Origin of the sequence: Nonomuraea sp. NPDC059194, assembly GCF_042754765.1 — a bacterium.
In the GTDB taxonomy this organism is placed as follows: Bacteria; Actinomycetota; Actinomycetes; order Streptosporangiales; family Streptosporangiaceae; genus Nonomuraea.
Map to the genome: position 1 here is coordinate 1 of NZ_JBHZBH010000001.1, position 21,295 is coordinate 21,295.

Sequence of the window (21,295 nt, forward strand, 5' to 3'; positions counted from 1 at the left end):
CCGCCCACTGAGCGGCGGTCAAATCACCACGACCCACCCGAAGATCATCCCAGAAGTAGATCACTCACGTGATCCACTTCTGAAACACGCCCTAGCACGGGGCACATCTTTACACCTTCGTTATCGCCTCGGCAGTCACTCCGATAACTCCAGTCATTTCTGACTATCTCGTCACTTGCCGTGAACCTGTCCCGTCGGAAGCGCGTACCTCCGACCATGCACAGGCTTCTACGCCGCAAACCCGCCGCGGGAGAGCTGCTCCTGCTGGGCGGGTTCGCCCTGGCGGCCGTGGTCACGGTGCTGCTGGTCATGCCGGGGCCCGCCGCGCTCACGTCGGTCTCGCCGGTGGCGCCGACCACCTCCGACCAGGACCTGCTGATCAAGGTACGGCAGGCGGGCCTCTGGGAGATTCCCACCGGGCAGCAGGCCCAGCAACGGGCGCTCAGCGCTCGGGTCAAGGATGTCGGCAAGCACCTGGTCGAGGACCATCTGAAGCTCGACAAGACGGTCATCGCCGTCGCGTCTCGCCTCGGCGTGGTGCTGCCCAGCCAGCCGACGGCCGACCAGCAGCGCTGGATGGCGCAGCTGTCCACCAAGACCGGCGCCGCCTACGACAGGGACTTCGCGAACCTGCTGCGGGCCGCCCACGGCAAGGTCTTCAGCGTGATCGCCCTGGTCAGGGCCGGTACCAGGAACGACGAGATCAGGAAGTTCGCCACGACGGCCAACGCGTTCGTGCTCAAGCACATGACGCTGCTGGAGAGCACGGGGCTGGTCGACTACGACGCGCTGCCCGAACCGCCCACGCCTTCGCCCGCCCCCGTCGCCCTGGCGGCGGCCGATTCAAGGAGAGAGAACCAGTGATCGCATCCAGACGGTTGGCCGCGGCCATGTCGTCGCTGGCCCTGGTGGCCGGCGGCCTGGTGTCCGCGGCCGTCATCCCCGCCCTTCCGGCCCTCGCCGACCACTGCGACCCCGCGGGACACCCCGAGCAGAACCAGGGGCAGCGGGGCGGCGCGCTCAGCCCGGTCGAGCCCACCCCGTCGCCGAGCCCCACAGGGGACGGCGACAGCCGTACCGACCGAAACCAGGAGGGCCGAAACCAGGAGGGCCGGAACCAGGAGGGCCGGGACCCGCGGGACCCCGGCGACCAGCGGCGGCGACCTCAACCCCAGCCCTCGCCCACCCCGTCTCAGGGGGAGAACGACTGCGCCGACCTCGGCCCGTTCGTGGCCGACTTCGTCGACATCCGCGACGTGCCTCCGGGCGGCAACCTCCTGGCGAACCTCCGGTCGGGTTCGCGGGGCACGTTCGTCTCCCGGTGCGGCACGAACGGCAACCGCCACAACAACCCCGACAACTTCATCGTCGCCCCCGGCGTCTCCAACGGCGCCCACCACCTGCACGACTACGTCGGCAACCTCTCCACCGACGCCTTCTCCACCGACCAGTCGCTGGCCGCGGCGGGCACCACGTGCAGGTTCGGCGACCGGTCGACCTACTTCTGGCCCGTCCTCAGGGACAGGCGGGTCGACGCCAACCTCGGCGACCCCGACGGCAACGTCGGCCAGGTGCTGCGCCCCCGTCAGGCGATCATGCTGTTCCGCGGGAACGCCGCGAGCAGGGTCAGCCCCATGCCCCGCTTCCTCCGGCTGATCACCGGCGACGCCAAGGCGGCCACGAACGGCGGCGCCAACGCCCGCGCCGCGTGGTCGTGCGCCGGCTTCACCAACCGCGTCACCACCAGGTACCCGCTGTGCCCGCGCGGCAGCCTCGTGCTCAGGGTGCTCGACTTCCCCAGTTGCTGGGACGGCCAGAACACCGACAGCGCCAACCACCGCACCCACGTGGTCTTCCCCGGCCAGGGCGGCGGCTGCCCGCAGGGCACGAGGGCGGTGCCGCAGCTGCGGATGATCCTCGCCTACAGCGTGCCGCAGGGCCCGTCCTACGCGCTCGACGCCTTCCCCGAGCAGTTGCACAACCCGGTCACCGACCACGCCGACTTCGCCAACGTCATGCCGGACCGGCTGATGTCCTTCGTCGTGAACTGCGTCAACCGCGGCAGGCGCTGCTAGCGGACGCGCTCCTCGACGACCTCCCGGGCGGCACACCTCACCCATCTCCCTGGGAGGGAATCGATCGATGCTCCACAGAAAGCAGCCGCGCCACGCGGGTCTGGACACCAGGCAGCTGCGCCTGGGTGCCACCGCCGCGGTGACCGCGCTGATCCTGTCGGCCGTCGCGCTGACCCGCACCGAGCGCGGTGTCCAGCTGCTGAACGGCGGCCTGGGCTTCCTGGAGTTCTACGTGGGCGTCTTCGCCCTGGTCACGCTGACCGCCACCGTCGCACTCGGACTGGTCACCACCGAGCGCGTCTTCCTCTCGGCCCCCGACAGGATCCGCGCCCAGCTCGCCCACAGGGTCGCGGCGGCGGCAGGCATGGCCTTCCTGCTCGTCCACGCCGCGCTGAAGACGTCCTCGCCGACCGGCCTGGCCGCGTTGGCCCTGTTCGCGCTGGCCACGACGACGGGAGTGGCGCGCGGCCGGTTCGCGCTCACGTCCCGGCCGTGGCTGTGGCGGGCCCTGCACGGCACCGCCTACCTGGCCTGGCCCGTCGCCATCCTCCACGGGCTGACCGCGGGCCGTACGCCCGCCGGGTGGGTGGCCTGGTCCTACGTCGTCTGTCTGGCGGCGGTGGTGTCCGCGCTGCTGGTCAGGGCGGTCGCGACGCTGCGCAGACCGCCGGCCGTTCCCGAGACCGTGGCCGTGGCCGAGCCCGTGGTCGTCGGCGAGCCCGCCCGCGGCGAGCTGATCAGCCTCGACGACCTGCGCAGAAGGAAGGCGGGATGATTCCGCACCGGGTGCCGCGCGTGCTGAGGCTCGCCCCTGCGAGGCTCACGGCTGGGCTCGACCACTGCAGGCGGCTCGACCTGCCCGCGCACCGGGCGCTGCACGGCGAGCCCGCGCGGCGCGACCTCGACGCGCTGGTCGCGCTGGCCGAGGAGGTGGACCTGCGTGGCCGCGGAGGGGCCGCGTTCCCCTTCGCGCGCAAGCTCCGCGCCGTGGCGCCTGGCGAGCGGGTGGTGCTGGTCAACGCCGTCGAGGGCGAGCCCGCCAGCGCCAAGGACGCGATGCTGCTGGTCCGCGCCCCGCATCTGGTGCTGGACGGCGCACTCCTGGCCGCCGAGGCGCTGCGGGCGCGCGAGGTCGTCGTCGCGACCGTGGAGGGGGAGGTCGCGCACGCGTCCATGATCGCGGCCATGGAGGAGCGCCGCGTGGCGACCGTGTCAGGAGCCGCCGAGCGGTACGGCGGGCGGATGCGCGTGGTCGGCCTGCCCGAGCGCTTCATCAGCGGTGAGGGCGGCGCGCTCGTCCGCGGGGTGAACGGCCTCGACGCCGTCCCCGCAGGACGCAGGCGCAGGGCGGCGGAGGAGGGCGTCGGCGGCCTGCCCACGCTCCTGGCGAACGCCGAGACGTTCGCCCAGCTCGCCGTCCTGGCCGGGCTTGGCCCGATCGGGTACGCCGAGGTGGGCACGCCGCGCGAGCCCGGCACCGTCCTGCTCACGGTGGGCGGCGAGGCGGTCGTCGAGGTGATGACGGGCGTCCCGCTGGCCACGGTGCTGGAGGAGTGCGGGCTCGACCCGGGCGAAGGCGTGCTGGTCGGCGGCTACCACGGGGCGTGGCTCAGCGCGGCGGCCGCCGCCGCGGCGGTCGTCTCCCGCGAGGGGATGCGGCTGGCGGGCGGCGTGCTCGGGGCGGGGATCGTGGTGCCGCTGCCCACGACGACCTGTCCGCTGGGCGAGGTGGCGCGGGTGGCCGCCTACCTGTCCGCCCAGTCGTCGGGGCAGTGCGGCCCCTGCCGGCTCGGCCTGCCCGAGGTGGCCAGGACGCTGTGCGCGCTCACCGAGGGCTCGGGCTCGGCCGTCGACGTACGGCGTGCCGTACGGACGGTGGAGCGCCGGGGTGCCTGCTTCCACCCCGACGGGACGGCGAGGTTCGTGCTGTCGGCGCTGGAGGCCTTCGCCTTCGACGTCGAGCGGCACCAGGAGCGCGGCACGTGCGGGCGGCCCGTCCGTGGCGCGCTGCCGCTCCCGGAGGCCGAGGAGGAGCCCCGCTATCGGCTCGACGTCGACTGGACCCGCTGCCAGGGGCACGGCCTGTGCGCGCACCTGCTGCCGGAGTTCGTGGACCTGGACGAGCACGGCTACCCGTCCTTCAGGCAGGTGCCAGGCTGGATGGGCAGGGAAGCACGAAGGGCGGTGGAGATGTGTCCCGCTCTCGCCCTCCGTCTGGTTTCGGGCCGGTGATGCGAATGTGACCAACCAGTCGCTCCCTTCACGCGTCTCACCCTTCGGTTCACAGCAGGACTTCGGGGAGATCACATGGACCGCCGCGGCTTCCTCCGCACCGCCGCCCTCGGCGCGCTGAGCAGCGCCGCCACCGTGGGCGGCCAGGGCGCGCCCGACTGGGCGGCGCTCGGCAGGGTCCTCGACGGCCGGCTCGTACGGCCGGGCGACGCCGGATACGACACCGCCCGCCGCCTCTACAACCCCACCTTCGACACGGTCAGACCACGCGGCGTCGCCTACTGCGCCACCCCGTCGGACGTCGCCGAGTGCCTGGCCTTCGCCCGCAAGGAGCGCGTCCCGCTCACCTCCCGCTCCGGCGGCCACTCCTACGCCGGCTGGTCGACCGGCCCCGGCCTGGTGATCGACGTGTCGCGAATGAATACGGTCACCTACCGGTCGGGGCTGGCGACCGTCGGCGCGGGCGCCAAGCTGATCGACGTCTACGACCGGCTCAACGCCAGAGGCGTCAGCATCCCCGCGGGCACCTGCCCGACCGTGGGCATCGCGGGGCTCACGCTGGGCGGCGGGATCGGCGTGGTGTCCAGGAAACACGGCCTGACCTGCGACGTGCTGGAGTCCGTGCGCGTCGTGACCGCCGACGGCCGGGTGCTGACCTGCGATGAGAACACCCACAGCGACCTGTTCTGGGCGTGCAGGGGCGGCGGGGGCGGCAACTTCGGCGTGGCCGTGTCCTTCACCTTCCGCACCCACCCGATCAGCGACGTCGCCGTGTTCTTCCTGCACTGGCCGTGGTCGAGGGCGGCCGCGGTGGTGAAGGCGTGGCAGTCGTGGGCGCCCGCCGCGCCCGACGCGATGTGGTCCAACCTCCACCTCACCCGCAGCGCCGGCGGCCTCGACGTGCAGGTCGGCGGCCTGTACCTGGGCGGCACGGCGGGCTGCGCGAAGCTGCTCGACGGCCTGCTGAAGGCGACGGGCGCGCCGTCGTCCCGGTACGTGGTCGAACGCTCACACCTGGCGGCGACCATGATCATGGCGGGGTGCGCGGGCCGTACGGTCGCGCAGTGCCGCCGGATGCCGCGCGAGGCCTTCGTCGCCTCCTCCCACCTCGCCTACGCGAAGCTGCCCACGGCCGGGGCCAGGGAGCTGGTGGCGCGCGTCGCGCGCCCCGGCGGGCACGCGGTGCTGATCGACGCGATGGGCGGCGCGATCGGCAGGGTACGGCCCGACGCGACCGCCTTCCCGCACCGCCAGGCGCTGTTCAGCGTGCAGTACTACGCCGACGGGTCGGACCGGGCCTGGCTGCGCGGCACCCGCCGGGCGATGGGTCCCCATCTCGGCGAGCACGCCTACGTGAACTACCTCGACCCCGACATCACGCAGTGGCGGCAGGCCTACTACGGGGCGAACGCGGGCAGACTGGCGGCGGTGAAGGCGGCCTACGACCCAGGTCGGCTGTTCGCGCTGCCCCAGGGGGTGTGAGGCGGCGGATAACGCGTCGCGTTCGACCACGTCGGGCGGCCACAATGGGGCGCATGCGTCATTTGCCGATCTTCGAGCTGTCCGTCCGCACGCCCAGGCTGGAGCTGCGCCTGCCGACCATCGCGGAGCTCGACGAGCTCGGAGACCGGGCAGCCGAGGGCATCCACGAGGCGGGGTTCATGCCGTTCAGCTTCCCCTGGTCCGACGTCCCGCCCGCCGAGCGCGCCCTCTCCACGATCCAGTACCAGTTCCGCCAGTGGGCCGAGTGGAAGCCCGAGTCGTGGGCGTGCGAGTTCGCGGTGTTCTTCGATGGCGAGCCGATCGGCCTCCAGGGCATGACGGCCAAGCACTTCGCGGTCACCGGCGAGGTGCTGACGGGCTCGTGGATCGGGCGGCGCTTCCAGGGCCAGGGCATCGGCACCGAGATGCGGCGCGCGGCCCTGCACTTCGCGTTCGAGGGGCTGGGCGCGCGGCACGCGGCGACGGCGGCGTTCGAGGACAACGCTGCCTCGCTGGGGGTGACGCGCAAGCTCGGCTACCGGGACGACGGGGTCGAGATCCACAACCGGCAGGGCAAGGCCGTCACCATGCGCAGGTTCCGCCTGTCGCGCGACGACTGGAGCCCGGCCGCGGACATCTCGATCCACGGCCTCGAGCCCTGCCTCCCCCTCTTCGGCGCCACCCCCGCCTGACTTTGGGGGGCGGCCCCCAGAGTCACGGCTTGAAGTGCTCCAGAACCTCGGGGTTGGCCATCGCGTCCGGGTTGGCCGCCTGGTCGACCGGCGTGCCCAGCAGGATCTTGCGGACCGGCACCTCCAGCTTCTTGCCCGACAGCGTCCGCGGGATCCCCGGCACCGCGATGATCTCGTTGGGCACGTGCCGGGGCGACAGCTCCTCCCGCAGCGCCGCCTTCAGCCGTGACTCCAGCTCGGGCGTCACCTCCCCCGAGGCCATCGTCACGTACAGCAGCAGCCGCCCTTCCTGCCCGAGCTGCCCCGTGTCGATCACCAGGCTGTCGGCGATCTCGGGGAAGCGCTCCACCACCCGGTAGAACTCACTGGTGCCCATCCGCACGCCGCCCCTGTTCAGCGTCGAGTCGGAGCGCCCGTAGATCACGCAGCTGCCGTCCTGCTCGATCTTGATCCAGTCGCCGTGCCTCCACACGCCCGGGTACACGTCGAAGTAGCTGTCGCGGTAGCGCTCCCCCGACGGGTCGTTCCAGAACATGACCGGCATGGACGGCATCGGCTGGGTCAGCACCAGCTCGCCCACCTCGCCGATCACCGGCTTACCCGCGGGGTCGAACGACTCCACCCGCGCCCCCAGCGACCGGCACGGGATGACGCCCGCGCGGATCGGGTGCAGCGGCGTGGCGCCGACGAATCCGGTGCACACGTCGGTCCCGCCGGAGAAGGAGCCCACCGGGATCCCGGGCAGCACGTCGGCCAGCCACGCGAACCCCTCGGGCGGCAGCGGCGAGCCGGTCGAGCCCATGCCCTTCAACGCGGGCAGCGCGGGCGGCCGCTTGTCGTTCTTCATGCACGAGACGATGTACGGCGCGCCGGTGCCGAAGTAGGTGACGTTCTCGGCCTCGGCGATCGCCCACAGATCGGTCGGCGCCCCGTCGTACAGCACCACGGTCGATCCCACCAGCAGCCCGCCGATGAGGTAGTTCCACATCATCCAGCCGGTGGTGGTGTACCAGAAGAACACATCGCCCTGCCCCAGGTCCTGGTGGAAGGAGAGCGACTTCAGGTGTTCGAGGACCACGCCGCCGTGCCCGTGGACGATCGGCTTGGGCAGCCCCGTCGTGCCGCTGGAGTAGAGGATCCACAGCGGGTGGCCGAACGGCACGCGCTCGAACTCCAGCGGCCCCTGCTCGGCGCGCAGCCCCTCCCAGCCGATCACCTCGCCGTGCGGGAGGGCGGCCGCGTGCGTGGGCGTGGGCTCGGCCAGCTGCGGCGGCCGCCCCTCCTGGGCCGCAACCAAGTAGGGGATCCACACGGTCGCGCGCAGTGACGGCAGCGCGGCGGCGATCTCGGCGACGGCGGCCGACCGGTCGAAGGACTTGCCGCCGTAGCGGTAGCCGTCCACGGCGATCAGCACCACGGGCTCGATCTGGGTGAAACGGTCGACGATGCTGGGCACCCCGAAATCAGGAGATCCGGCCGACCAGATCGCGCCGAGCGAGGCGGTGGCCAGGAAGGCGATGAGCGCCTCGGGGATGTTCGGCAGGTAGCCCGCGACCCTGTCGCCCTTGCCGACACCCAGCCTGACCAGGCCCTTCCTGACCCGCGCGACCTCCTCACGCAGCTCCGCCATGGTGATGACGCGGCGCGTGCCGTCCTCCGAATGGAAGACCACGGCCGGGCCGTTCTCGCGGCTGAGGGCGTTTTCGGCATAGTTCAGCGAGCTTCCGGTGAACCAATCGACGCCCGGCATCGTCCCAGTCATGACGGGCCCGTCACCACGCTCACCGATCACGCCGAAGTAGTCCCAGATCGACGTCCAGAACTCCGCGGGGTTCTCGACGGACCACTGCCATGCGCTCTGGTAGTCGGCGTGGCCGACGTCGTCGAGATAGCGGGTGATCCTCGCGTTCGCCACCACCGACGGGGTCGGCTCCCACAGCAGTGCACCTTCAGCAACCATGTGTCCCATCCTGTCGCCGCGGGAACCGAAAGTCATCATCGCCGCCCACACATCCCCTTACCCGCGTAGGTGGTCCACAGCCATACGCGCCGCCGTACCGATGATCGCGTCGGCGCGCGGCTGGTTCAGCGCGGGGCTGAAAGCGCGGGTGAAGACGGCGACCGCGTAGCGGCCCCCGTCGGGGTACTCGACCACGCCGATCTCGGCGCGCAGCGTCGGCAGCGTGCCCGTCTTGCCGCTGACCGCCACGTCGTCGTACGGGAAGCCGGACGACAGCCGATGCGGCCACACCTGCAGCCCGAGCAGCCGCCGCATCCACGCGCACTGCTCGGTCGAGGCCGCCTCGTCGCGCCAGATCAGGCCAAGCAGGCTGGTGAGCTCCCGCGGCGTGCTCCTGCTGGAGGCGAGCGGGTCGAGCGCCCGCAGCCCGGCGAGTGTGTCGGGGTCGACCACCGGCCATTCGCCGCCGGAGTCCTCGTTGATCTTGGCGAGCAGATCCTCGCAGTTGTCGACCACCCGCGTCCGGCCGAGCCCGAACCCGTCGAGCATCGCGTTGACGCTCTCCAGCCCGATCCTGTCGACGACCGCGTCTGCCGAGGTGTTGTCGCTCACCGAGATCATCAGGTAGGCCAGGTCGCGCAGCGACATCGTGACGTCGTCGAGCATGGCGCCCACGCCCGTGTCGCCGCCGATGCGCCGGGTGAGCGTCAGGCGCTCGCGCGGGTCGAGCACGCCCGCGTCCGCCTGCCGGGCCAGCTCCACCAGCACCGGCACCTTGAACACCGACGCGAGCGGCACCAACTGGTCGGCGCGGTAGGACACCTCGGCGTCGCCGTCGATGTCGGCGGCATGCAGCCACCCCGCCACACCCGCCCGCCTGAAGACGTCATCCAGGTTCATGCCAGGAAACCCATCGCAGGACGGCTCCTGACCTTCCTCGCGGGCGTGACGCCTTCCGCGCTCATCCCGGCACTCTCCTTCAGCGTTCGTACGGCCGCCGCCGCGAAAGCCGCCACCTCGGGCGTCTCCGCACGCCACGCCGTCGAGACCCGCCACGTCAGCGGAGACCCGAGCAGCGGCCGCCAGACCACCCCCTGCGGCGCCAGGTGCTCGGCCGCCCGCGGGCCGAACGCCACTGCCGAGCCCGCCAGCACCAGTCCGAGCCCGATCCCATGATGCACCTCCAGCGGGACGAAGCCGTGCCTGCGGCAGTCGGACAGCGTCTCGGCGTGCGCGCCCGGCTCTCCTTCCTGCGGGAACAGCAGCAGCTCCCGCTCGGCCAGGTCCTGCAGGTGCACGCTGGGGGCGGCGGCCAGCGGGTCGGCCTCGGCCAGCAGCACGCCGGGCGTCTGCACGAGCACCTCGCCGAAGCTCAGTCCTGGAGCGGTGACGGGATGGCGGACCACGCCGACGTCGATCGTGCCCTCGCCCAGCGCGGCCACCTGGTCGGCCGTCCACATCTCGGCGGGGGCCAGCCTGAGCCCGGGGTTGTCCTCGCGGAAGCGCGCCACGAGGGCGGCGATGGCCGTCGCGCCCAGGTCGGGAGGCAGGGCCGCCTTGAGCGTGCGGGCCTCGCCGTGCCGTACGAGCTCGCGAAGGCGGTCGACGCGGGCGATCACCTCGCGCGCCTCCGGCAGCAGCAGCCGCCCCGCCTCGGTGAGGCTGACCTGGCGGGAGGAGCGGTCGAACAGCCGCGCGCCCAGCTCCTCCTCCAGCCGTTTGATGCGCTGGCTGAGCGGTGGCTGGGCCATGCCGAGGCGGATCGCGGCGTTGCCGAAGTGACGCTCTTCGGCGACGACCGTGAAGTAGTAGAGGTGCCGCACGAGATCCACGAACAGGGATGATATCGGAAACCGTATTAATGGGAGCTTGATATCCATATTGGACAAAATCTCCAGGCGTCTGGTCTGCTCGCCGTCATGCACGAACTCGGCAACCTCAGAGCGGAGCGCAGGCGCAGGAGGAAGTGGCCGCTGGTCACCGCGGGGATCCTGGTGCCGCTCCTGGTCGGGGGAGGGGTGATCTGGGTGACGCGCACCACCGGCTCTCCCGAACAGACGGCGGAGGCGTTCCTGTCCGCCTGGTCCAGGCAGGACTATCCGGCCATGAAGGCGCTCGTCAACGCGCCGCCTCCCGACTTCACCGGCGCCTACCAGCGCTTCTCCAAGGAACTGAAGATCACCTCAGCCGCCTTCTCGGTGGGCGGGCCCGTACGGGAGCTGGAGGAGGGCAGGGTCGTCCCGTTCACCGCCACACTCAAGGGCGCCGTCGACTGGACCTACGAGGGCGCACTCCACGTCGGCGAATGGGACGGCGCGTGGAAGGTCGCCTGGTCGACCACCGCCATCCACCCGGCGCTCGGCCACCAGGACACCTTCAAACTGGTCACCACCAAGCCGGAGACCGCCGCCATCACTGCCGCCGACGGCTCGCGCATCGACGGCGCGGGCGCGCCCGGGTCGGTCCAGCAGCTCGTCGAGGGGCTCAAGGAGACCTACAAGGACCGGCTCACCGGCAGCTCGTCCACCAAGCTCAACCTCTACCAGGACGGCAAGCTCGTCGAGACGGTGGCCGAGAAGGGCGCCACCGAGGGCAAGCCGCTGAAGACCACCATCGACCTGCGCGTCCACCGCGCCGGAGCCGACGCGCTCGATGGCGTCACCAAGCCCGCCTCCCTCGTGGCGCTGCGGCCCTCGACCGGCGAGATCCTCGCCGCCGTCAACAAGCCGGGCGGCTTCAACAGGGCGCTGCTCGGGAAGTACCCGCCGGGGTCCACGTTCAAGATCGTCACCGCCTCCGCCCTCGTCGCCGACGGCGTCGCACCCGACAAGACCGTCCAGTGCCCGCCCGAGCAGAACATCGGCGGCTTCCCCTTCCACAACGCGGGCTTCCACGACTACGGCACGCTGTCGTTCAGGGACGCCTTCGCCCACTCCTGCAACACCACGTTCGGCGCGATGGCGGTCTCGTCGCTGAACGGCGGGCGGCTCGGCGAGGTGGCGGCCAGCTTCGGCTTCGGCGCGCCGATCACGCCGGGCGTGCCCGCCGTACGGGCCGAGTTCCCCGACCCGAAGGACGACACCGACCTCGCCTCCGCCGCCATCGGCCAGGGACGGATCCTGACCAGCCCGCTCAACATGGCCGCCGTCGCCGCCGCCGTCGCGAACGGCACCTGGCGGCCGCCCCGGCTTGTCCCCGCCGACCTGGTCCCTTCAGGGGGCTCGGCGCCACGCAAGCTGGAGCCCAAGGTGGTGAGCGCGCTGCGCGACCTGATGCCCGCGGTGATCAGCGAGGGCACCGCCCAGGCGGTACGGTTCCCCGCGGGGTCGGCGGGCAAGACGGGGACGGCGGAGTACGGCTCGGGCAAGGAGCCGCCGTCGCACTCGTGGTTCGTGGGCTACCACGGGGACCTGGCCTTCGCGGTGATCGTCGAAGGAGGCGGGGCCGGAGCGGCAGTCGCGGCCCCGGTCGCGGCCCGCTTCCTCGCCAACCTCTCCCGGTAGCCCCACGCGCCCAGGGCGATCGTTGATCAGGTGGTGTTCGCTGCCGGCCCGTCCACGATCGACTGCGGACGGGCCGGCGCCTCCCCGGGGTTGCCGAACCGGACCATAGTCCGGTAGCTTGAGCCCATCAACAACCGGACTATGGTCCAGTTAGGAAACGGTCATGTGGAGAATGTCCATCACGGTCGCAGCTCTCGCCGTCATGGCGGCGGGACCCGCGGCGGCGGCACAGGACCCGGCGCCGGCTGAGGACCGAGTCGTCTACAAGCACGCGGGAAAGCGGGGCACCCCGTGCGAAGGCCTGCCCGGCTGCACGTTCGTCCAGCTGAAGGGCGACCCGAAGACCGGTCCTTCGGAGGCGATGTTCACCCTCAAGGCGGGCACGCCGTTCGCCCCGCACTGGCACACCAGCCCCGAGCACGTCGTCGGCGTCTCAGGCACGATGTTGTGGAACGTCAAGGGCCACAAGACCTACCGGGTCGGCGCCGGCGACTTCCTCTTCTACCCGTCCAAGGCGGTGCACTCGGGCCGGTGCGCCGCGGGAGCCGACTGCGTCTACTACGTCTACGACTCCGAGCCGTACGACTTCCACCCCGCTGGCCGCTAGCTAGGCGTGATGGACCCGACCGCCGCCTTCCCTGTCCGGTTCGACTTTTCCGATCTCGTGGGGCTCGAGTTGCGGGGGAAGGGGCTTCGGGTGGCAGTGCTTCTTCTTACTCTTCTTCGAACAGTGACTGGCGTCTGTTGGCGTCTGGATGGAGGCCGTGGCGGCAGCTGGCTGAGCCGACAACAGCAAGGGGGCGACAAAGGCGGAGACTGTGATGGCGCTGACTCCGACAGCCTTCTTGAGTACCTTCATGAGATGAAACCCCCTGTTGAACCAGATTTCGGATGTTCGAGGGCTTTTGTAGCAATATGAGGTTGAAAGTCCCTTTCATGTGGCTGACCGGTGCCCGCTGGGGGTCAAGAACTGCTGGAGAAGTGCGGGGACGTGCCGCTCGACGACGTCGAGCGCGACACCGTGGCGCTCATGTGCTCACCGGCTGCGGGAGCAGCGTGGTCAGCGCCGTCAGCGCCTCGCGCACCTCGTCGCAGCGGTCAGCAGGGATGATCACGCGGACGCCGGTGTACATGCGCTCCTGGTACAGCCGGAGCTCGACCCAGCCGAGGCCGTGCTCGACGCTCAGGAAGTCCGGGTTGGCGGGGTCGCGGTCGATCGCCACCACGAACTGGTTCGGGGCGTCGTCCGTGAGGCCCAGCAGGTAGGCGAGCCGGGTGACGTTCTCACGGTCGAGCGGGAATGCCTTCTCGTTCATCCCGACCGCGACCACGTCGACCCCGTTCACGACCATCGGCCAGAAGGCCAGCGTGTCGGTGTCGCGCAGCTGCGGGCGGATCGTCTCGTACGTGGTGCCCGTCAGGGCGAGCAGGTGAAGCGACGGGACGGTGTCGGTGTGGTCGCCGGGGAAGGTGAAGCTGCGGGAGTCTTCGTCCGTCGGGGGGACGTCGGACATGAGGGGGCTCGCTTCTTGGTCTGTGATCTTCGGTTCGGGTGGATCTCCGACCCTAATGAATGATCTTGTATGTTGATTTCATACAGGATATCCGTACGCTCGCGTTACCCCAGCTCAAGCACCCCCTACCCCAGCTTGGAGAGCCGTTGTGGCGTGCGGCGGTCCATGCGACCAGCCCCCTTGACGCCCCACCCTCTTGCCCGGGAGTGCATCGACTGTACGACGCGTGACCGTGTCGCCCGATCTCATTGCATAGGAAGCGCGAAGCGGTGTCCCGGTCAGCCTGCCTTGCGGTCCACTGGCGAGGTCAGTCCCGCCACCGCCGCCACGACCTCCGAGGCGTTCGACAGGTCGGGCAGCACCATGTCCGCCCCCGCCTCCCGCAGTTCGGCCGCCGTCGACCGTCCTGACGCGATCGCCACATGATCGACTATGAGCGGCTCCTGGAGCACTCGGAAGCGCATCTGACTTGGGCTGCGATAACGCTCCTAACGCGCCGCCTGACCAGGGGATCTGTCGCGCTATCGTGGGCCAAGCAGCGACCGGTCTCATCACAGGCGGCTCCATTCGCTCCGCCGAGTTGGATTGAATCGATCCGCTGCCGCAGTGGGATCCGAGCTCGCTCAGAAGGTGTATAGACGCGCCTCGCTTAGCGCAGGGCTGCGGCATAGGTCTTGAGGGTGATGGCGTTGGCCGCCTCCCGGATCGGCTGCATGATCTTCTCCATGACCCTGGCCTTGCCCCGCATGTACGGCATCATGCACATCATCGTCGCCGGGCCTTTCCCCCAAGGCCAGGTATTAACGTTCCCGGCGTTCCCGTAAGAGGTTAGGCAGCGGACCTTCAGCAATCGCGAAACAAAGGCAACCGAGCCCCGTTGATACAGGCAGTCGACCCGGAAAGCACCCAATCGCCGGGTTGCTCAAACACTACCCGAAGCGTGGTCATCAGGCTTAAAAGCCTCAGGGTTCAGGAAGTACTGGAAATTTCTACTCGTAGTCTTGAGCACGGCAGGATCACAAGAGGGCTCAGGCCAGATCTGAAGGTAGTGATCCAGTGCTCCCGCATGATCGTCCAGTCCTGTGATGTGGAACCTCATGCGGTACGGTCCAGGACCAGCCGGCAGTGGGGGGAGGCTGTAGGTCTTAGGCTCATCCCAGTCCCACTCCAGCAGGACAATCCGGCCCGACAGGGACTCGAAAGTGATCTCTACGATGTCTTCATAGCCTTCGAGGTCAGCACGCGGATCCCGACCAGCCACAGCCACCGTGATAGGCACTTCCCCCCAGTCGACGCCGATACTCAGAGTGGCAAGGCCCGGCGTCACCCGGATGACGCCCGCTGAAGTGGTTGGCGAGTCTTCGGAATCGCCCGACACGTCCCCATCGAGTTGTTCGTCCGCAAGGTAGACCTGCCCGTACCACACCTTCACCGTCATTTGGCTGGTATCCACGGCAAACGGCTCTTCTTCGCTCACGTCGGCAAGCATAGAAAAATCCAAGGGACGAGATCAGACATTTGACCTCGATGACTCACGTGGTGACTATGTCGGCTGAGGCAATCAGCATGGCGGAAGTTTCCGCCTCATCATCCTTTTCAAGGTGTCTTGCTGGGTGGCGGCCCCTCGACGCCCCACCTCTCGCCGGGGAGTGCATCGACTGTACGACGCATGACCGTTTCGCCCCCATCTCATTTCCGTGCGCGAGTGCCCGACCGCGCGAGGGCGGAGCCCGAGCTTGAAGGAGGCGTCCGAGCGGAGCGAGGCCCTTCAAGGGGTCGGGCGCAGGCCCGACTGGAAGAACAGCCCGAGCTGGAAAAGCGCGAAGCGCGTCACTGCGAGGCCCTTTGAGCGCGGGCCCGGAATACGCGAGACCGGTCAGCCTGCCTTGCGGTCCACTGGCGAGGTCAGTCCCGCCACCGCCGCCACGACCTCCGAGGCGTTCGACAGGTCGGGCAGCACCATGTCCGCCCCCGCCTCCCGCAGTTCGGCCGCCGTCGACCGCCCCGACGCGATCGCCACTATCGCCGCGCCGCCGATCCGCGCCGCCTGCACGTCGCGGGTGGAGTCGCCGATCAGCACGGTGTTGGCGTGGGTGAACGGCGTGCCGTACCGCTGCTTGGCCCTGCCCTGGGCGACCTGCAGCAGCGTCGCCTTGGGGTAGACCTCCTCGCCGTAGCCGCCGAGGTCGAAGTCGATGTGCTTGTCGAGCCCGAACGCCTTCAGCTTGTGGACCGCGTTGCCCTTGATCGTGCCCGTCAGCACCGACTGGACGACGCCGTCGAGCCTGGAGACCGCTTTGAGCGCGTCCTTGGCGCCCGGCATCATCCTGCCCTCCTTGGCCAGCCGCTTGCGCCGGTCGGCGAACGCGACGGCCAGGGCGGCCAGGAACCTGGGCAGGTGGTCGTCCTGGGCGACGATCCCGTTGACGGCGAGCGTCTCGAAGACGATCTCGGAGTCGGGCCTGCCCATGGCGGGGGCCAGCTTGACCAGGGGACGCCCGGTGACTTGGCGGAACGCCTCGGCGTACGCGTCCCTGGTGACGATCGCGACGTCGACGAGCGTGAGATCGACGTTCCACAGCACAAGGCGGTTGATGGCGGGCCTCCCTGAAGTCCATGCCAGGGTACGGCTCAGCGGCCCGTTTCAGGCGTGTTTGAGCGCTTCGGTAAGGGTGTCGACCACGGGCCATCCGGTCGATTCGAGCTCCGTGCGCGGCGTCATGCCGCCGGTGTAGAGCACGGCCTTGGCCCCCACGTAGGTGGCGGCGACGCCGTCGTCGACGCTGTCGCCGATGAGGAGGATCTCGGCGGGGTCGATCGCGATGGCGGCGATGTGGGTGGCCATGTGCTCGGCCTTCTCCCCTCCGGTGGTGCCGGTGAGCCCGTCGACCCTGGTGAAGTGCGTGGAGATGCCGAAGGCGGTGACGGTGGGCACCAGGTGGTCGTGGGGGGCCATCGAGCACAACGACTGGGTGCCGGTCCAGCCGCGCAGCGACGTCTCCGCGTCGGCGGCGAGCGCGCAGGCGGCCATCAGCCGGTAGTAGTTGTCGTGGAAGCCCTTGTCGAGCTCCTCCCATTCGCCTTCACGCAGCGGGCGGCCGAGCAGCCGCTCGTAGGCCAGCCAGATGGGCCGCGTGTAGACGGCGCGAAACCCGTCGGCGGTCATCGTCGCCAGGCCGTACGGCTTGAAGACCTCGTTCGTCGCGCCCACGACGGCGTCGATGTCATGAAAGAGCGTGCCGTTCCAGTCCCACACGATGTGCTGCGCCATGTCCCCATTGTCGGGCATCAGGCGAGCAGGTCGGGGATCTCCTGGGTGGCGTACCACATGAGCTCGTGCGCCTCCGCGCCGTCGACGGTGAACCTGGCGTCGTCGTCTCCGCCGTCGGCAGCGGGCAGGGCGGCGATGGCGGCCTCGATGTCGGCGGCGGCGAAGGTGTCGTCGATGTGCACGGCCGCCACCTTGGCCATCGGTACGGCTGCCGCCAGCCGTACCCTGGCCCGCTCCTCCAGGTCGGCGCCCATGGACAGCACGTCGTCGGGCACCTCGGCCGCCACGACGACCCTGCGGGGGGCGGCGGCGACGCCGTCGGCGCGGTCGGCGGCGAGCATGCGCAGGGAGGCGCGGGCCGCCTCGGTGAGTGCCACATACTCCAGCTCTTCGGTGTCGCCCGAGGCGTACCACTCGGTCAGCGCCGGAGTGACGGCGTAGCCGGTCAGCGGTGCGGGGCCCAGCTGCCCTTCGGCCGCCGCCCTGGCAAGCGCGGGGAGGGTGCTCGGCAGGTAAACGCGCATCGGGAACCTTTCACGACTGTCAGGGGGACCATCATCGCAGGGGCAGCCGCAGCAGCGTCTCCAGCTCGGCGATCGTCGTGTCGGGCGCGGTGTGGTGGATGACGCCGATGCCGAGCTCGCGGGCGGCGGCGATGTTGACCTCGACGTCGTCGATGAAGACGCATTCGGGGCCGCTCAGCCCGATGAGGTCGAGGGCGTGCAGGAAGATGCGCGGCTCGGGCTTGCGCATGCCGATCTCGCCGGAGATGACGATGGCGTCGAAGACGTCGTCCCAGCCTTCGCGGGGGTACTCGTTGGCCCACGAGTTGGACAGCAGGCAGGTCTTGATCCCCGACCTGCGGATGTGGAGCAGCGCGTCGTACATCGCGTCGGCCCGCTGGAAGCCGAGGAACATCCGGGCGAGCAGGCCCTCGGCCACGGGCGGGGTGCCGTCGAGGGTGCGCAGCCTGGCGGCCAGGTCGCGCTCGAAGTCGGCGGCGCTGATCTCGCCGCGTTCGAGGGCGTGGACGGCGCTCTCCTGCAGCAGCAGCTCGCGCATCACCGCGCGGTAGTGCTCGCCGTCGAGACGATCGGCCGCGACCCAGGCGGCGACGGCCTCGGTCATGCTCGTGGTGAGCACGCCGCCCCAGTCGATCAGGACTCCCTTGACCATGGTGCGCAGCCTATATCCCCTGAATGGAGCCGGTCATTTCCCTCGATAGCGTGGCCTTCCGTCCAAGGCGACGAAGGGACCCGGGTGTCAGACAGGTTCAACCCGCCCGGCCCCGAACTGTTCGAGCTCCCGCCCCTGTTCCGCGACGGACCGGCATGGCTGACCAAGCCCGTGCTGATCGCCGTCCTCACCGCTCTCCTGCTCATCGCCTTCTTCTGGGCGGCGTTCGCCAAGCCCAGGCTCGTGCCGAGAGGCATGCAGAACCTCGGCGAGCTGGGCTACGTGTTCGTCCGCGACCAGGTGGCGCGGCCGTTCCTCGGCAGGCACACCGACCGCTGGATGGGGTTGCTGCTGACGGTCTTCTTCACCACGCTGGTGTGGAACGTCATGGGCGTGATCCCGCTGGTGCAGTACCCGATCGCGGCCAACGTCGCCTTCCACATGGTGCTGGCGGTCACCGTCTACGTCATCAAGATCTACCAGGCGGTCAAACACCACGGCTGGTCCGGCTACCTCAGCCCGCTGGGCTCGATCGTCGGTCTCGTCGGCGTGGTGATGACGATCCTGGTGACCGCCTTCGAGCTGTTCATCATGTTCCTGCAGGCCTACCTGTTCACGCTGCTGGCCGCGATGTTCATCGGGGACGCGATCGAGGGCAACCACTAAGCCCCGGTAATGCTCTGAAATTTCCGGACATGGGTGGGTGTGGAGCGCATACCGAAGGAGTCCGATGAACCAAGCTGACCGGTTCGCCGAACTCTACGAAGAGACCTACACCGCCCTGCTCGGCTACGCGTTGCGCCGCTGCCACGATCCGGAGGACGCGGCCGACATCGTCGCCGAGACCTTCGCCGTGGCGTGGCGGCGCATCGCGAAGGTCCCCGAGGGCGACGAGGCCAGACTCTGGCTGTACGGCGTGGCCCGGAAGGCCCTCGCCAACCACCGCCGAGGCGAACGCAGGCACGAGCGGCGCACGGCCGCCCTGCGCGACCAACTGGCCGCCTCTCCTCTCCTGGAGGACCCGCCCCCCGGCGGCCGGCTCGCCGAGGCGCTGGCGACGCTGTCGGAGGAGGACAGGGAACTGCTGACGCTGGTCGGGTGGGAGAACCTCGACCACGCCCAGCTGGCCACCACGCTCGGCATCTCCCGCAACGCCGTACGGGTGCGGCTGCACCGCGCTCGCAGACGACTGGCCTCGATCATGAACGACCACGAGCTCGAAGGAAGCGCGCTGTGAACCTCACCGATCTCGCGCGGGTACGCGACGAGGACCTGGCGGCCGATCCCGCGGGCCGGCCGTCAGGGGCAGGCGCGCAGGCGCTGCTGGCCGCCATCACGGCCGAGCCGGTCAAGCGACAGTCCGCGGTACGACGGCGCGTCGCGTGGGGTGCGGGGGCGCTCGGCCTGGCCGCCTCCATCGTGCTCGCCACCGGTCTGCCGTTCGGCGAGCCCACCACGAGGTACGCCAACGCCGCGATCGCGGTCTCCAGGTACGAGGGCCAAATCACGATCGAGATCAAGGACCCGCTCGCCCGGCCCGAGGAGTTCAGGGAGGCCTTTGCCGCCATCGGGCTGAACGCCGAAGTGAAGCAAATACCCGTGGTGAAGGAGCAGGTCGGCGCGCTGATGGGGCCCGGCACGCCGGACACGGGGCACTTCGAGGGCTGGTTCTCCCAGGAGCCGATCGAACCGTGCGCGGCCACGACGTGCGTCAAGATGAGCGTGCCGAAGAACTTCCCCGGCCGCATGATCTTCGGCGTCGGCCGCGAGGCGCGCCCCGGCGAGCCGTACACCTTCACGCACTGGTACCTGAGCCCTGCCATGAAGGACGTCAAGGTGGAAGGCAGGCCGGTCGCCGAGGTGCGAGCCGAGGTGGAGCGGCGCGGGTTCAAGGTCGGCTACCAGCTCCGCTGGCACACGGAGAAGAACGCCTACATCCAGCAACGGGCCACGGCCGACCAGGTCGAGGACAACTGGAAGGTCGAGACCGTCCAGGACTACAGCAGCGACATGCTCGACATCGTCGTCGTCCCAGGCCCCGAGGCATGGCCCGCCCCCTCCCCCACCCCCAGCCCGAAGTGGTGGGAGAAGGACTAGCGGCTCTCGCGGACGATCGTGGCCGCCAGCCTGCGGTGCTCGGGCGAGCGCAGCACCTTGGCGGCCTGCGCGGCCGAGGCGACGGGGGCCGCGTCGAGGAAGCCGCGCTTCTCGCGCAGCTTCAGCAGCCTGGTCACCGACTGGTCGAGGCGCTGCTTGGAGATGCGGCCCGACTTGACCGCCGCCAGCACCGCGCTGTGGGCCTTGGGCAGGCTCGGCGGCATCAGCAGCAGGTCGGCTCCGGCCAGGACGGCGCGCACGGCGACCTCGCCGTCGTCGTACTTCTTCCTGACGCCCGCCATGTTGAGCGCGTCGGTGGAGATGACGCCGTCGAAGCCCAGCTTCTCGCGCAGCAGGCCGGTCAGGATGGGCTTGGACAGGGTGGCGGGGTCGCCCGAGGAGTCGAGCTTGGGCATGACGATGTGGGCGCTCATGATCGCGTCGACTCCGGCGCCGATCGCGGCCTTGAACGGCGGGGCGTCCAGCGTCGCCCACTGCTTCTTGGTGTGCTTGATCACCGGCAGGCCGGTGTGGCTGTCGGTGCGGGTGTCGCCGTGTCCGGGGAAGTGCTTGGCGGTCGCGGCGACGCCCGCGTCGTGGAAGCCCTTCACCGACGCGGCCACCATCTGGGCCACGCGCGCGGGGTCGCTGCCGAAGGCGCGCTTGCCGATGACCGGGTTCCTGGGGTCGATGTTGACGTCCGCCACGGGCGCGAAGTCGAGGTTGACGCCGAGCGCCTTCAGCTCGGCGCCGGTCGCCTCGGCGGCCTTGCGGGCCAGTTTCGTGTCGCGGGTCGCGCCGATGACCGAGGCGCCAGGCAGGTCGGTGACCAGCGCGGACATCCTCGACACCAGGCCGTTCTCCTGGTCGGTGCCGATCAGCAGCGGCACGCCGTTCGACGCCTGCTGCAGGCCGTTGGTGAAGGAGACGACCTGGGAGACGCTCTTGATGTTCTCGGGGAAGAGGATCACGCCGCCCAGGTGGTACTTGGCGATCACCTTGGCGGGCGTGCTCGCGCCGAACGCGTTCTGGTTGCCCTCGGAGACACTGTCGGCGGAGGTGCCGTGGACGACCGGCATGAACAGCTGGCCGATCTTCTCCTCGACGCTCATCCGCGCCAGCTTCTGCCGAACGGCATCCGCCTTCGCCGGGGGCGTGGCGGACGGCTTGGCCACAGGTGGCGGCACGCGCGTCGCCGATCCCGCGTGACCTGTCGAGCTCGCGCATGCCACGAGCGAGGTCGCGATCGCCAGGACGCCTGCGGTGCGGATGCCTCTAACCATGGCACCCAAG

At 70.0% G+C, this 21,295-nt stretch carries 22 protein-coding genes; 11 read left to right on the forward strand and 11 right to left on the reverse strand.

Annotated elements, in window-relative coordinates; translation table 11 throughout:
• The first annotated feature begins 216 nt into the window (after positions 1 to 216).
• From ACFXJ8_RS00005 to ACFXJ8_RS00030, 6 genes are all read left to right on the forward strand, one after another.
• A complete protein-coding gene (locus tag ACFXJ8_RS00005) occupies positions 217 to 864 on the forward strand; it encodes a DUF4142 domain-containing protein (RefSeq protein ID WP_379641549.1) in 648 nt (215 codons plus the stop codon).
• The gene (locus ACFXJ8_RS00010; RefSeq protein ID WP_379641550.1) at positions 861 to 2,075 is read left to right on the forward strand and encodes a DUF1996 domain-containing protein; all 1,215 of its coding nucleotides are present in this window, start codon (positions 861 to 863) and stop codon (positions 2,073 to 2,075) included. The genes ACFXJ8_RS00005 and ACFXJ8_RS00010 overlap by 4 nt, the downstream gene beginning before the upstream one ends.
• Positions 2,076 to 2,142: 67 nt before the next feature.
• Positions 2,143 to 2,850 (forward strand): hypothetical protein, encoded by a 708-nt coding sequence (locus ACFXJ8_RS00015; protein ID WP_379641551.1) that lies wholly within the window; start codon positions 2,143 to 2,145, stop codon positions 2,848 to 2,850.
• Positions 2,847 to 4,307, forward strand: a complete 1,461-nt coding sequence (locus tag ACFXJ8_RS00020; RefSeq protein ID WP_379641552.1) for an NADH-ubiquinone oxidoreductase-F iron-sulfur binding region domain-containing protein — start codon at positions 2,847 to 2,849, stop codon at positions 4,305 to 4,307. The genes ACFXJ8_RS00015 and ACFXJ8_RS00020 overlap by 4 nt, the downstream gene beginning before the upstream one ends.
• Positions 4,308 to 4,382: 75 nt before the next feature.
• Positions 4,383 to 5,789 carry an FAD-binding oxidoreductase gene (locus tag ACFXJ8_RS00025; protein WP_379641553.1) on the forward strand — a complete coding sequence of 469 codons (1,407 nt, stop codon included), beginning with the start codon at positions 4,383 to 4,385 and terminating at the stop codon, positions 5,787 to 5,789.
• 53 nt (positions 5,790 to 5,842) lie between these two features.
• Positions 5,843 to 6,481 (forward strand): GNAT family N-acetyltransferase, encoded by a 639-nt coding sequence (locus tag ACFXJ8_RS00030; RefSeq protein WP_379641554.1) that lies wholly within the window; start codon positions 5,843 to 5,845, stop codon positions 6,479 to 6,481.
• 22 nt (positions 6,482 to 6,503) lie between these two features.
• Here ACFXJ8_RS00030 and ACFXJ8_RS00035 read toward each other — a convergent pair whose 3' ends face one another.
• Genes ACFXJ8_RS00035 through ACFXJ8_RS00045 form a run of 3 tightly spaced genes read right to left on the reverse strand, consistent with a single transcriptional unit; the run spans position 6,504 to position 10,273 of the window.
• Positions 6,504 to 8,441, reverse strand: a complete 1,938-nt coding sequence (locus ACFXJ8_RS00035) for an acetoacetate--CoA ligase (RefSeq protein ID WP_379641555.1) — start codon at positions 8,439 to 8,441, stop codon at positions 6,504 to 6,506.
• A gap of 57 nt (positions 8,442 to 8,498) precedes the next feature.
• Positions 8,499 to 9,341 (reverse strand): serine hydrolase, encoded by an 843-nt coding sequence (locus ACFXJ8_RS00040; protein WP_379641556.1) that lies wholly within the window; start codon positions 9,339 to 9,341, stop codon positions 8,499 to 8,501.
• On the reverse strand, positions 9,338 to 10,273 hold the full coding sequence (locus tag ACFXJ8_RS00045; RefSeq protein ID WP_379641557.1) for a LysR family transcriptional regulator: 936 nt from the start codon (positions 10,271 to 10,273) through the stop codon (positions 9,338 to 9,340). Before ACFXJ8_RS00045 ends, ACFXJ8_RS00040 begins: the two co-directional genes overlap by 4 nt.
• 87 nt (positions 10,274 to 10,360) lie before the next feature.
• On the opposite strand from ACFXJ8_RS00045, the gene ACFXJ8_RS00050 reads away from it, so the two are divergent.
• Both ACFXJ8_RS00050 and ACFXJ8_RS00055 read left to right on the forward strand, forming a co-directional pair.
• Positions 10,361 to 11,944 carry a penicillin-binding transpeptidase domain-containing protein gene (locus ACFXJ8_RS00050; RefSeq protein WP_379641558.1) on the forward strand — a complete coding sequence of 528 codons (1,584 nt, stop codon included), beginning with the start codon at positions 10,361 to 10,363 and terminating at the stop codon, positions 11,942 to 11,944.
• 163 nt (positions 11,945 to 12,107) lie between these two features.
• On the forward strand, positions 12,108 to 12,551 hold the full coding sequence (locus tag ACFXJ8_RS00055; RefSeq protein WP_379641559.1) for a cupin domain-containing protein: 444 nt from the start codon (positions 12,108 to 12,110) through the stop codon (positions 12,549 to 12,551).
• Positions 12,552 to 12,972: 421 nt separating this feature from the next.
• Here ACFXJ8_RS00055 and ACFXJ8_RS00060 read toward each other — a convergent pair whose 3' ends face one another.
• The 7 genes from ACFXJ8_RS00060 to ACFXJ8_RS00090 all read right to left on the reverse strand — a co-directional run bounded on the left by ACFXJ8_RS00060 (position 12,973) and on the right by ACFXJ8_RS00090 (position 17,905).
• Positions 12,973 to 13,458 carry a hypothetical protein gene (locus tag ACFXJ8_RS00060; protein ID WP_379641560.1) on the reverse strand — a complete coding sequence of 162 codons (486 nt, stop codon included), beginning with the start codon at positions 13,456 to 13,458 and terminating at the stop codon, positions 12,973 to 12,975.
• A gap of 278 nt (positions 13,459 to 13,736) precedes the next feature.
• Entirely contained in the window at positions 13,737 to 13,880 is a 144-nt protein-coding gene (locus tag ACFXJ8_RS00065) for a hypothetical protein (RefSeq protein WP_379641561.1), read from the reverse strand.
• A 500-nt stretch (positions 13,881 to 14,380) separates the two neighbouring features.
• Positions 14,381 to 14,935, reverse strand: coding sequence for a hypothetical protein (locus ACFXJ8_RS00070; RefSeq protein ID WP_379641562.1), 555 nt, complete (start codon positions 14,933 to 14,935; stop codon positions 14,381 to 14,383).
• Between the two features lie 399 nt (positions 14,936 to 15,334).
• A complete protein-coding gene (locus ACFXJ8_RS00075) occupies positions 15,335 to 16,042 on the reverse strand; it encodes an HAD family hydrolase (RefSeq protein WP_379641563.1) in 708 nt (235 codons plus the stop codon).
• A 60-nt stretch (positions 16,043 to 16,102) separates the two neighbouring features.
• The gene (locus ACFXJ8_RS00080; protein WP_379641564.1) at positions 16,103 to 16,729 is read right to left on the reverse strand and encodes an HAD family hydrolase; all 627 of its coding nucleotides are present in this window, start codon (positions 16,727 to 16,729) and stop codon (positions 16,103 to 16,105) included.
• A 17-nt stretch (positions 16,730 to 16,746) separates the two neighbouring features.
• Positions 16,747 to 17,253: a DUF6912 family protein gene (locus tag ACFXJ8_RS00085; RefSeq protein ID WP_379641565.1), complete on the reverse strand. Its 507-nt coding sequence runs from the start codon at positions 17,251 to 17,253 to the stop codon at positions 16,747 to 16,749.
• A gap of 31 nt (positions 17,254 to 17,284) precedes the next feature.
• Entirely contained in the window at positions 17,285 to 17,905 is a 621-nt protein-coding gene (locus ACFXJ8_RS00090) for an HAD family hydrolase (protein ID WP_379641566.1), read from the reverse strand.
• Positions 17,906 to 17,989: 84 nt separating this feature from the next.
• Between ACFXJ8_RS00090 and ACFXJ8_RS00095 the strand changes: the two genes are divergently transcribed.
• The 3 genes from ACFXJ8_RS00095 (at position 17,990) to ACFXJ8_RS00105 (ending at position 20,002) form a co-directional block, all read left to right on the forward strand.
• The gene (locus ACFXJ8_RS00095; RefSeq protein ID WP_379641567.1) at positions 17,990 to 18,571 is read left to right on the forward strand and encodes a FoF1 ATP synthase subunit a; all 582 of its coding nucleotides are present in this window, start codon (positions 17,990 to 17,992) and stop codon (positions 18,569 to 18,571) included.
• Between the two features lie 64 nt (positions 18,572 to 18,635).
• Positions 18,636 to 19,142 (forward strand): RNA polymerase sigma factor, encoded by a 507-nt coding sequence (locus ACFXJ8_RS00100; RefSeq protein ID WP_379641568.1) that lies wholly within the window; start codon positions 18,636 to 18,638, stop codon positions 19,140 to 19,142.
• Positions 19,139 to 20,002: a hypothetical protein gene (locus ACFXJ8_RS00105; protein ID WP_379641569.1), complete on the forward strand. Its 864-nt coding sequence runs from the start codon at positions 19,139 to 19,141 to the stop codon at positions 20,000 to 20,002. Before ACFXJ8_RS00100 ends, ACFXJ8_RS00105 begins: the two co-directional genes overlap by 4 nt.
• Here ACFXJ8_RS00105 and nagZ read toward each other — a convergent pair.
• A complete protein-coding gene (gene nagZ, locus ACFXJ8_RS00110; protein ID WP_379641570.1) occupies positions 19,999 to 21,285 on the reverse strand; it encodes a beta-N-acetylhexosaminidase in 1,287 nt (428 codons plus the stop codon). The genes ACFXJ8_RS00105 and nagZ overlap by 4 nt on opposite strands.
• Between the last annotated feature and the right edge of the window lie 10 nt (positions 21,286 to 21,295).